The sequence below is a fragment of the Mariprofundus erugo genome (assembly GCF_005818865.1).
Taxonomy (GTDB): domain Bacteria; phylum Pseudomonadota; class Zetaproteobacteria; order Mariprofundales; family Mariprofundaceae; genus Mariprofundus; species Mariprofundus erugo.
The window spans coordinates 200,968-212,333 of the sequence record NZ_VBRY01000005.1; the positions used below are offsets into that span (position 1 = coordinate 200,968).

An 11,366-nucleotide genomic window follows, 5' to 3' on the forward strand; every position below is an offset into this window, starting at 1 on the left:
CGCCGATGCATCTACTGGATGCAATTGCTGCCATCGGGTTAGACTGCGGAGGTTGTGCCTCTGCAATGGCCAGGGCCCGGGGCTTTAAAATCAAATACAAGAGAGTGATATGACTGCACTGAATCCGCTTCGTGAAATTCCCACCCAAAATATTTTCAGAAAGGGTGATGTGTTTGTCCTGTTTGGTGAGCTGTTCGGGCGCGGCTATGTCAATGGCCTGATCGATGAAGCGCGCGCTGCAGGCATGACGATTGTCGGAGTGACTGTGGGGCGCCGTGATGAGAAGAACCGGCTGCGCCCCTTGAATGATGAGGAGCTGGCGGCAGCTGAGGCCAATCTTGGCGGCAAAATTATCAATATCCCGATGATGGCCGGCTTCGATCTGGATGCCCCTGAAGGGGAGCCAACACCTGCAGAGTTGCTTGCCAGAATGACCATTAAAAGCTGGCCGGATGACAAGCTCGACTGGACACATATCGAGCGCTGTCGTGAGGTTGGTGTCAATCGCTTTAAATCGTCACTGGCACAGGTGGTTGCAGAACTTGAAACCATGATTCCGGATGGTGCCAATGTCTATTTTGCCCACACGATGGCCGGCGGTATTCCCAAGGTGAAGGTGTTTCTTGCCATCGCCAACCGCGTCTATAAAGGCCAGGGCGCTCGCTTTATGTCCTCCCGTACGCTGCTGGAAAGCGATCTGGGTGAATTTATTCTGATGAATTTCGATGAGGTTTCAGCCAACACATTTGGCTATCTGATTGAGGCCACAGGTGCGCTGCGTAAGCGTCTGGAGCTGAGCGGGGGCAAGGTTTGTTACAGTGCTTACGGCTATCATGGAACCGAGATTCTGATCAATGATGTCTATACATGGCAGAGCTACAGTAATTATACGCAGGGCTATGCCAAAATGCGGCTGGAAGGAATTGCCGAGGCGGCCTGGGCTCATGGCATCCGTGCAACCGTATTCAACTGCCCCGAGATTCGCACCAACTCATCCGATATTTTTGTCGGTGTTGAGCTTTCCCTGTTTCCTCTGCTCAATGCACTGAAAAAGGAGGAGGGCGGAGCATGGGCTGACGCCCAGTGGGAGCAATGTCGTCGTTTGCTGGCAGAAGGGCACTCCCTTGAAGCGCTGCTGGCTCAGATCGAGGCTTACAATGCGGATAGTGTCATCACCGAATTCCGTAATTATGAAGCGTGGCCGATGGACAATAGTGAGCAGCTTGCGGATGTCATGATTGGTACCTCCGGAGAAATCACGGCCCTGCATGCCGACCGTAACGCATTGATTACCGATCACCTGAGCAGTCTGGTGCTGGAAGGGACGGGGCCGTTGATGTTCCATGAGATGTCCGCTCCGTCGGCGCCGGTGTTGTGGTTGAATCACGATGTGATCGCAAGGCAGCTTAACCGCATGCATGGCTAGGGAAGCACTGATTCATTCAGTGCTTCCGAGCGAGCCTTGGACGGACGCCACAATGCGGCAGGATAGCCGGATTGGACGGCTTTGCCGCCGCCGGGTGAGCTGCAGGATGCAGCGAATCAAATCAGAGACGTAAGTGTTTGATTTGTAAGTAAAGGCAAAAGACCCGGGTATTATGCCCTCGTCCTGCGGGCGGCCGTTGGCCGCGTCCAATCGGCTTCCTGCCTCTTTGTCACGCTGTTGCCTTTACGGACTGAAGTTTGCCAGGATGCCAATGAATCAGTCTCTCCCAGGGCAACCGCACCGATGAATTGGCTGTGCCTGCGCTGAGTCTGTAGCGCAGGCACAGCCGCTTTTGTTCCATCTGCACGCATGAAGCTGTGCAGGTGGACTCGCGCGGCGGATATGCTCAGGTTTCGTCCATTCTGAATTCGGAGCGTGTCGTGCCCCAGTATCGATCCAGTTACCATGTCTGATCACCTGATTCATATTCTTTCCCCTCAAGTTGCCAACCAGATTGCTGCCGGTGAAGTGGTGGAACGTCCCGCCTCGGCGGTGAAAGAGCTGGTTGAAAACAGCATCGATGCCGGTGCTGCCGCTGTGACTGTGCGTGTCGAAGGGGCTGGCAAGCGCCGTATCGAGGTGGACGACGACGGTTTTGGTATGGGGGCTGCGGATGCAGCGCTGGCTTTGCAGCGTCATGCGACCAGTAAAATCGAGAGCTCGGAGGATTTGCACCGGATCGCCAGTCACGGGTTTCGCGGTGAAGCGCTGCCTTCGATCGCATCTGTCTCCCGATTTCGTATGCAGACCGCACTTGCCGGCGCAAGTGAGGGGATCGAAGTTCGTGTGGATGGTGGCGGTGAGACGGTTGTACGACCTGCCGCCCCCCGTCGCGGTACCCGCATCGAGGTGCTTGACCTGTTTCTGAATACGCCGGCGCGCCTGAACTTTATGCGTAGCGATAAGACAGAAGAGGCGGCCATTATCGACGTGTTCCGTGCGCTGGCGCTGGCCAATCCGCCGGTGGCGATGAGGCTTGAGGTGGACGGACGTACACGGCTCGAATATCCCGTTCAGGCGGAGCGGGCGCGTGTGCTGGCGATCATGGGTGATCAGTTTGCCGATAACTGCATTGAGCAGGTGATTGAGCATGATGGCATGCGGATTTCTGCCTGGCTGGGCTTACCGACGTTTCATCACCGGGATTCAAACCGGATGATGTTCCTGGTCAACGGGCGGGTGATCCGTGACAAGCAGCTGATTGCAGCGCTTCGTGCCGGCTACCGGGATGTGATATTCCATGACCGTTATCCGGTTGCGGTGATTCGTATCGAGATCGATCCTGCAGATGTCGATATTAACGTGCATCCGGCCAAGCGTGAGGTGAAGTTTAAATCCCCTCAGTCGGTCAGTGCCGGTATTGTTGCCTGTGTTCGGGCCGGCATTGAGCGAATGGGGCAGGTGGTTGCCTCAACGACGACCGATCAGGCGCTGTATACATTGCAGCGCTCTGCCGGAACCTCCTCACCGCCATCGGTACGTGAGCCCCTCTCATCCATGCCGCGATTCAGTTCCGGTGCATTTCAGTCTGGCGGCGGTCAGCGCTCGCTGCCCCCGGCCATGAATCGTATGCTGTTTTCTGCGCCTGCATCGATGCGTGGCGGGGAGCCGGTTACTGTGGCCGCCGATGCCTCTTCCCCGCTTGATCTTGGACGGCCGCTGGCGCAGGTGCACCGCTGCTATATTCTGGCGCAAACCGATAGTGGCGTGGTCCTGGTGGATCAGCATGCTGCGCATGAACGCATGACCTATGAACGGCTGAAGGCCCAGCTGGCTGGCGGAAGTATTGCCACCCAGATGCTGCTGACGCCTGAGTCGCTGACACTCTCCGGTGAGGCGGCAGCGTGGCTGGCCGATCACAGCGATGAACTGCATCGCTTCGGTGTTGAACTTGAGGTGGCAGGTCATGAAGTTTTTCTGATCCGTTCAGTGCCGGCTATGCTGGTGGGAGAGCCTCTGCTTGAACTGGTGGCTGAGCTGGTGGACAGCTGTCGCCTGCTCGGGGCGGATGCCGAGGCCGGCAGCAGTGGCGGCGCCAGAATACTGGAGCGCTGGCTGGGTAATCGTGCCTGCAAGGGCTCCATCAAGTCCGGGCGTCTTCTGTCCCACGATGAGCAGGAGTTGTTGTTGCGCGAAATGGAGCGGACCCCGAATATTGCCCAGTGTAATCACGGGCGTCCCACCTATGTAAGGCTTTCGCTTGCTGAGCTTGACCGGCTGTTTGGCCGACAGGAGTAAGTTGGATGGATATTAACTACGTTCTGCTGGCGCTGGTGGCAGTGATTGGTTGTGCCATGCTGTTCGCTTTTGTATTACGCTCCATGCGTATTCCCGCTGCAATTGCCTATATTATCACCGGCGTGATTGTCGGGCCGTCCGGCCTGGGGATGGTGAATGATCGTGAGTTGATGACCCACATGGGCGATCTCGGGGTGATCATGCTGCTGTTTTTTATCGGCATGGAAGTGTCATTACCGCGTCTGATTGATGGCTGGCGAATCGCATTGGTTGGTACGCTGGCGCAGATTCTTTTAAGTGTCGCAGTATGTATTGGCGGTGCCTGGTTGTTTGGCTCGACCTGGAAGGAGGGGCTTCTTTTCGGTTTTCTGATCAGCATGAGTTCAACTGCCGTGGTGCTGACGTTGCTTAAGGATGCCGACGAGCTTGATCTTCCCTTTGGTCAGAATGCGCTTGGTATCCTGCTGGTTCAGGATATGGCCATTGTTCCGATGATGATCGTGCTCGGGGTCGTGGGTGGTGAGGGCGATGTTGAGCCGCTGACCATTGCCATGCAGGTGGTCGGGGGGACATTGCTTCTGGCGCTGGCTGTCTGGTTGATGCGGCGACCTGGCTGGCGCTTTCCCGGCGTACTGAAACAGTCGCTGGACAGCAAGATTATGCTGGGATTGCTGCTCTGTTTTTCGGCAGCAGCGTTGACCGCTGAAATCGGTTTATCAGCCCCGTTCGGAGCATTTCTGGCAGGTATGATTCTGCATGCATCGGATCAGTCGGAGTGGGTGGAAGAGCATTTGCGATCGCTTTACGTCGTGTTTGTGGCCATATTTTTCATGTCGGTCGGGATGCTGGTCAGCCTCGACTTCGTTTCTCAACATCTGTTGATGCTGATGGCAATGACGCTGCTGGTGTTTATCGTCAACTCCGGTATCAATGCCGTTATCTTGCGTATACTCGGAGAAACATGGGCGATGGCATTGCTGACAGGCGGGTTACTGAGTCAGATTGGTGAGTTTTCCTTTCTGCTGGCGTCAATGGGGCTCGGCTTCGGACTGTTGAGCGAGGACGGGCATCAGATGGCAATGGCCGTGATTGCACTGAGTCTGATGTTCAGCCCATTGTGGATGCTGGCAGTTCGGCTTATGCTGCATGAGGAGACACAGGTGATGGAGAATCCGGGCCAGGAGGCCTCGATGCGCGAGCGGGCACATCAGACATTGCTGGAGAAGGAGCACAGGCAGTGAGTGGTTTGCATGCAGTTGCCCTGATGGGAGCAACCGGCACAGGGAAGTCAGCGCTGGCGATGACGCTGGCCAGGCAAAGCGGCTGTATGATCATCGCATGTGATTCGATGCAGCTCTATTGTGGTCTGGATGTTGGTACGGCGAAGCCCACGCAGGCAGAGCTGGCTGAGGTGCGTCATGCCATGGTGGATTGCTGCCGGCTGCCAGATCTATATTCGGCAGCGCGCTGGGCGGCTGAAGCGACTGAGTGTATTCGTCAGGCCAATAGCGAAGGAATCACGCCTTTGATTGTGGGTGGGACCGGTCTCTATTTGCGCGCACTGCTTGAAGGTTTTGCAGATATTCCGCAGGAGAACCCGGTGGTACGCAGTCGCTTTGAAGCGCTGCTTGTCGAGGCCGGTGTCGAGGTTCTTTATCAGTTGTTACAGCACAAGGACCCGGATATGGCGGCCATTCTCAGTCCGCATGATACCCAGCGCATTATGCGGGCATTATGTGTGAACGAGAGCACCGGTATTCCATTAAGTGTATGGCAACAGCGTCCGGCCACGGCAGTGCCCATTGCGTGCCCGGTCTTTGTGCTGGATATGCCACGCGATCCATTGCGCCGGCGTATCAGTGAGCGGTTCCGTAGTATGATGGAGAACGGCTGGCTTGATGAGACGCGCTGGCTTGCGTCACAGACATTGCCCGAAACCCATCCGGCCATGCGTGCCGTCGGATATCGGCAGTTGCTTGATTACCTGAACGGACATCTGACGCTGGAGGAGGCCGTGCAAAAGGGGATCACGGCAACCCATCGCTATGCCAAGCGACAGGTGACCTGGTTTGCCCATCAGACGCCTGGTGCAATTCACGGGGATGCCGCCGCTCTTGCGCCGCAGTTGCTGGCGCAATTCACCCGTTGCGAGTGATTGCCGCGCCGGGTGCATATTTCGAAGTTTTAATTTTCTGTAGCAAAAAGACAGGGTGATGACATTGCAATGTGACTCTGTACGAATGATGAACAGGGAGAGGGCTGCCAGATGAGCAGTACATGGGAAACAGGCGAGGGGCCGGATCTGGTGATCACGGTTCATCCGGAGCTGGCGAACCGCAGGCTTGGCGAACAAACATGGAAAGCACGTGCCGAAGAGTTCGACCGGCTGGTTGATGCCGCCGCGTGCGTGATCGTTTTGTCACGGCGATTTCCGGTTCGCAAGGCCGTGGCCGGAATGTTGCTCGGCGAAGGGCAGGTCGAGGAGATTGCCAGACAGGTGGAGATCCACGAGGCCGCCGTCGTGTTTGTGGATCATCCGCTGACACCGGTGCAGCAGCGAAACCTGGAAAAGGCATGGAATGCCAAGGTTGTCGACCGGACCGGTTTGATTCTGGAGATATTTGCTGCCCGGGCGCGAACACGAGAAGGCGTGCTGCAGGTGGAGCTTGCCAGTTTGAACTATCAGCTGGGGCGGCTTGTACGCAGCTGGACCCATCTTGAGCGTCAGCGTGGTGGCTTCGGTTTTATGGGCGGGCCGGGTGAGCGCCAGATTGAGCTGGACCGGCGCATGATCAAGGTGCGCATCAGTGCCCTTGAGCGGGATCTTGAAAAGGTGCGGCGCATGCGGTCGACCCAGCGCTCGGGTCGAAAACGCAAGGATATTCCAACGGTTGCATTGGTCGGATATACCAATGCCGGCAAATCAACCCTGTTTAACCGGTTGACGGAGTCGGGGGTCTATGTGGCTGATCAGCTCTTTGCGACGCTGGACCCGACGTTGCGGCTGCTTGAATTGCCGGGGGGGCTCAGGTTGATGCTTTCCGATACCGTGGGATTTGTGCAGGAGCTGCCGCATGAGCTGGTCGATGCCTTCCGGGCGACCCTTGAAGAGGTGATAGAGGCGGATCTGATTCTGCATGTGCGTGATGCTTCCGATCCGATGCAGTCAGAGCAGGCAAATGTGGTGCATGATACACTGCATCAACTGGGGGTGGTGGGGGATGATGCGCCACCCGTGATCGAGCTGCTGAATAAAAAAGATCGCGTGGAGGGGCTTGTCTCTTTCCATGGTGAGACACTGATCTCCTCGCGACTGGCGATATCGGCACTCAGTGGTGAAGGGATCGACGAGCTCAAGACGCTGCTGTGCCAGTGGCTGGGTCAGGAGATGAATGTTTTGCACCTGCGTCTTGATGTCAGTGACGGGCGCTCGCTGGCCTATTGCCATGAGCATGGTGTGATTCTTTCCACGCATACGGAAGATGAGGTGCTGTGTCTGAGCGTCCGCATGGGGCCTGCTGATGCCGCCCGCTTTGACTGTGATGGTGACGTCCATTTTCTGAAACAGAGGCAGCATTAAGCCATCACGATTGGCTTGTCGGAGTGGATGCCTGGCTGCTTTTGACACGCTCATTCCCGGTGACGGAAGTCAGGGATGACGTGGCCATCCTCTTTCGACATAATGCGCGCTCTAATGTCCGGCAATGGCCGGCGTAGCATGATGCGGGAAGTGCAATTAAAATCCTGCCCGCCTCTTTATCTAATTCAGGAGCATCCATGTCTGACCGCAGTCAATTTTTTAATGCGCCCCTAAGCGATACGGCAGTTGCAGAGGCCATCAATGACGAACTTGGTCGTCAACAGCACACACTGGAGTTGATCGCCAGTGAGAATATTGTGTCCCGGGCGGTGATGCAGGCTCAGGGATCAGTGATGACCAACAAGTACGCAGAGGGTTATCCGGGGCGTCGTTATTACGGTGGTTGCGAGCATGTGGACAAGGTGGAGCGTCTTGCCCAGCAGCGCGCCTGTGAGCTGTTCGGCGTCAAGCACGCCAACGTGCAGCCACACTCCGGTTCCCAGGCTAATATGGCCGTCTTTATGGCGACACTGAAGCCGGGTGATACCATTATGGGTATGGACCTTGCGCACGGCGGTCATTTGACGCACGGATCGCCGGTCAACTTCTCCGGCCGTCTGTATGAGGTTGTGGCTTACGGTGTCCGTAAGGATAACGAGCTGATCGATTACGATGTGATGCAGAAGCTGGCTGAAATTCAGCGTCCGAAACTGATTATCGGTGGCGCCTCCGCTTATGAGCGTCCGATCGATTTTGCCCGTATGCGTAAAATTGCCGACTCGATCGGTGCATTGCTGATGGTGGATATGGCTCACTATGCCGGCCTGATTGCTGCCGGTGCCTATCCGAGTCCGGTTGGGCATGCGCATGTCATTACCACAACCACCCACAAGACCCTGCGCGGTCCGCGTGGTGGTATGATTTTGACCGATGACGATGATCTGGCCAAGAAGATCAACTCACGCATCTTCCCGGGTATTCAGGGTGGTCCGCTGATGCATGTGATTGCCGCCAAGGCTGTGGCCTTTGGCGAGGCTCTGGGTGATCAGTTCAAGACTGACCAGAAACAGGTCGTAAAAAATGCCCGGACTCTGGCTGCTACCCTGACCGCGGGCGGGCTTCGTGTTGTTTCCGGTGGTACAGATTGCCATATGTTCCGTCTGGACGTACGTCCGCAGGGCATTACCGGCAAGCAGGCCGAAGAGGCGCTGGAAGCTGCGGGCATCACCGTTAACAAGAACACGATTCCGTTTGATCCGGCTTCACCTTTTGTCACCAGCGGTATCCGTATCGGTGCTTCCGTGATCACCTCTCGCGGCATGAAAGAGGCAGAGGCTGCGCAGATTGGTGGATTGATTCTGAAAGTGCTGCAGGCACCGGAAGATGCTGCTGTGCATCAGGCGGTTGCCGCCGAGGTTCGTGAGCTGACTGACAAATTCCCGATTTACAACGATTAATTCGGGACTTTTGTGTTTTGCCCGTTTTGCACCCACGATGACACGCGCGTTGTCGATTCCCGTGTGGTGGAAGAGGGGGCTGCAGTCCGCCGTCGACGTGAATGTGAAGCATGTGGCAAGCGTTTTTCAACCTATGAACGGGCTGAATTGCGCTTGCCGCTTGTCGTAAAGAAGGATGGTACACGGCAGTCCCTTGATCTGGAAAAAATCCGTTCAGGTATGCAAAAAGCACTGGAAAAACGTCCTGTTTCAGCCGTTCAGCTTGAGCAGGGGTTAAACGAAATTGTGCGCGCTGTACAGGAGACAGGGGAGGCCGAAATAGCGGCCCAGACCCTGGGTGAGTTTGTCATGGAGCAATTGCGCCGCCTTGATGGTGTTGCTTATGTGCGCTTTGCTTCGGTGTATCGAGAATTTAAAGATGTGGATGATTTTCTTACTGCGGTCAGGGCCGCAGTGGGTAAAAAGGAGTAGAGATGGCAGTCAGGATTGCTGTGTTGCCCGGTGATGGAATCGGACCGGAGATTGTGCGCGAAGCGGTGAAGGTGCTGGATGTATTGAACAGTCACTTTGGCCTGGATGCGACATGGGAGGAGGCTGCGATCGGCGGTGCCGGATATGATGCGGCCGGTGATCCTTATCCTGCCGCAACGCAGCAGCTTGCACATGCATCGGATGCGGTGCTCCTGGGTGCTGTGGGAGGGCCGAAGTGGGAGGCTCTCGATAAACCGTTACGGCCTGAGGCCGGCTTGTTGCGCATTCGTGCCGACCTCGGTCTGTTTGCCAACTATCGCCCGACAAAGGTGCACAGCCAGCTGCTCGATGCCTCTACGCTGAAGCCTGAGGTGATTGACGGTGTGGATATTCTTGTCGTGCGTGAGCTCGTTTCCGGTATCTACTTCGGTCAGCCGCGTGCCATCGATATGGTCAATGGCGAACGCCGTGGCTACAACACAATGGTTTACACCGAGAGTGAAATCAGACGTATCGGACGCACCGCGTTTGAGGCGGCCCGGCTTCGTTCCAATCGTGTATGCAGTGTTGAAAAAGCCAATGTTCTTGAAGTGTCAGAGCTGTGGCGTAAAGTGATGATTGAGCTTCATCAGGCTGAATACAGTGATGTCGAGCTGTCTCATATGTATGTGGATAATGCGGCGATGCAGCTGATTCGTAATCCGCGTCAGTTCGATGTGATTGTGACCGGTAATCTGTTTGGCGATATCCTTTCCGATGAGGCATCGATGCTGACGGGTTCAATCGGCATGCTGCCATCGGCATCGATCGGCGAAAAATTTGCCATGTACGAGCCTATTCACGGCTCGGCCCCTGACATTGCCGGTCAGGATAAAGCCAATCCGCTGGCCACCATTCTTTCGGTTGCCATGATGCTGCGCTTCTCGCTCGGTCGTGATGATCTTGCGGTGAAGGTGGAGCAGGCGGTTGAACATACCCTCGATGCCGGTGTGCGTACGGGTGATCTCTGTTTCGGTGGCGAAAAGCCGGTTTCGTGCTCAGCCATGGGTGATGCTGTTTGTCGTGCTCTGGAGGCTCTGGCATGATTGCTGAACGTTTTTTACCTGAAAAAGATGGTTATGTGGTCGCTGTCGTGGGTGCAACCGGCGCAGTGGGTCAGACGATGCTGGAGATTCTGGATGAGCGCAAGTTTCCGATCGCCGACCTGATTCCAGTTGCTTCCAGTCGCAGTGCCGGCTCTGTCATTACCTTCCGCGGGCGCGAATATACGGTTCGGGATCTGGAAACCTTTGATCCTGCCGGTGTGGATATTGCCCTGTTTTCTGCCGGAGGAGGTACATCCCTCAAGCATGCGCCCCGTTTTGCCGAGGCAGGCTGCTATGTTGTCGATAACTCCAGTGCCTGGCGTATGCATGAGGATATTTGTCTGGTTGTGCCTGAGGTCAATCCGCATGCGCTGGAGATGGCGAGGGTCAACCGAATTATTGCCAACCCCAACTGCTCTACCATTCAGATGGTCGCTGCCCTCAAGCCTTTGCATGATGTGATGCCGATCAGGCGTATTGTGGTTTCCACCTATCAGGCTGTTTCAGGGGCCGGTGGACGTGCCATTGAAGAGCTGGCCAAACAGACCGGTCAGTTGCTTAACGGTCAGCCGGCTGATGTAAATGTGTTTCCTGCCCGTATTGCCTTTAATGTCATTCCTCAGATCGACCTCTTTATGGATGATGGATATACCAAGGAAGAGCGCAAGATGATGGATGAAACGCGCAAGATTATGGAGGCGGACATTGCGGTGACCGCCACAACCGTGCGCGTGCCTGTTTTCTATGGCCACTCCGAGTCTGTCAATGTTACCTTCTCCGGTCCGATGGATGCGGCTCAGGCGCGTGACCTGCTCGCTCAGGCAGATGGAATCTCTGTGGTGGATGATCCGGCAGGGGAGGATTATCCGCTTGCCAGTGAGGCAGCCGGGACTGATCCGGTCTGGGTTGGCCGTATCCGCGATGATTTCTCTTATCCGAATACGATCAACCTCTGGGTTGTTGCCGACAATGTACGTAAAGGTGCGGCCCTAAATGCAGTGCAGATAGCGGAAATTTTGATTTCCTGAAAAGTTTCCCCTATCCTCCGC

At 55.9% G+C, this 11,366-nt stretch carries 9 protein-coding genes; all 9 read left to right on the top strand.

The features are described 5' to 3' along the window. Window positions 1–109 precede the first annotated feature (109 nt). Window positions 110–1,426, top strand: a complete 1,317-nt coding sequence (locus tag FEF65_RS06925) for an enoyl ACP reductase FabMG family protein (protein ID WP_138239072.1) — start codon at window positions 110–112, stop codon at window positions 1,424–1,426. A gap of 465 nt (window positions 1,427–1,891) precedes the next feature. After that, window positions 1,892–3,724, top strand: coding sequence for a DNA mismatch repair endonuclease MutL (gene mutL / locus FEF65_RS06930; protein ID WP_138239073.1), 1,833 nt, complete (start codon window positions 1,892–1,894; stop codon window positions 3,722–3,724). 5 nt (window positions 3,725–3,729) lie between these two features. Then, entirely contained in the window at window positions 3,730–4,965 is a 1,236-nt protein-coding gene (locus FEF65_RS06935) for a cation:proton antiporter (RefSeq protein WP_138239074.1), read from the top strand. After that, window positions 4,962–5,879 carry a tRNA (adenosine(37)-N6)-dimethylallyltransferase MiaA gene (gene miaA, locus FEF65_RS06940; protein WP_138239075.1) on the top strand — a complete coding sequence of 306 codons (918 nt, stop codon included), beginning with the start codon at window positions 4,962–4,964 and terminating at the stop codon, window positions 5,877–5,879. The genes FEF65_RS06935 and miaA overlap by 4 nt, the downstream gene beginning before the upstream one ends. Window positions 5,880–5,990: 111 nt before the next feature. Beyond that, complete coding sequence (gene hflX, locus FEF65_RS06945) at window positions 5,991–7,304, top strand: GTPase HflX (protein WP_138239076.1); 1,314 nt, start codon at window positions 5,991–5,993, stop codon at window positions 7,302–7,304. 197 nt (window positions 7,305–7,501) lie between these two features. Then, the gene (glyA, locus tag FEF65_RS06950; RefSeq protein ID WP_138239077.1) at window positions 7,502–8,761 is read left to right on the top strand and encodes a serine hydroxymethyltransferase; all 1,260 of its coding nucleotides are present in this window, start codon (window positions 7,502–7,504) and stop codon (window positions 8,759–8,761) included. 12 nt (window positions 8,762–8,773) lie between these two features. Continuing rightward, window positions 8,774–9,232, top strand: coding sequence for a transcriptional regulator NrdR (nrdR, locus tag FEF65_RS06955; RefSeq protein ID WP_138239078.1), 459 nt, complete (start codon window positions 8,774–8,776; stop codon window positions 9,230–9,232). Window positions 9,233–9,234: 2 nt separating this feature from the next. Then, on the top strand, window positions 9,235–10,317 hold the full coding sequence (leuB, locus tag FEF65_RS06960; protein WP_138239079.1) for a 3-isopropylmalate dehydrogenase: 1,083 nt from the start codon (window positions 9,235–9,237) through the stop codon (window positions 10,315–10,317). Then, complete coding sequence (locus FEF65_RS06965; protein WP_138239080.1) at window positions 10,314–11,345, top strand: aspartate-semialdehyde dehydrogenase; 1,032 nt, start codon at window positions 10,314–10,316, stop codon at window positions 11,343–11,345. Before leuB ends, FEF65_RS06965 begins: the two co-directional genes overlap by 4 nt. The last annotated feature ends 21 nt before the right edge of the window (window positions 11,346–11,366 follow it).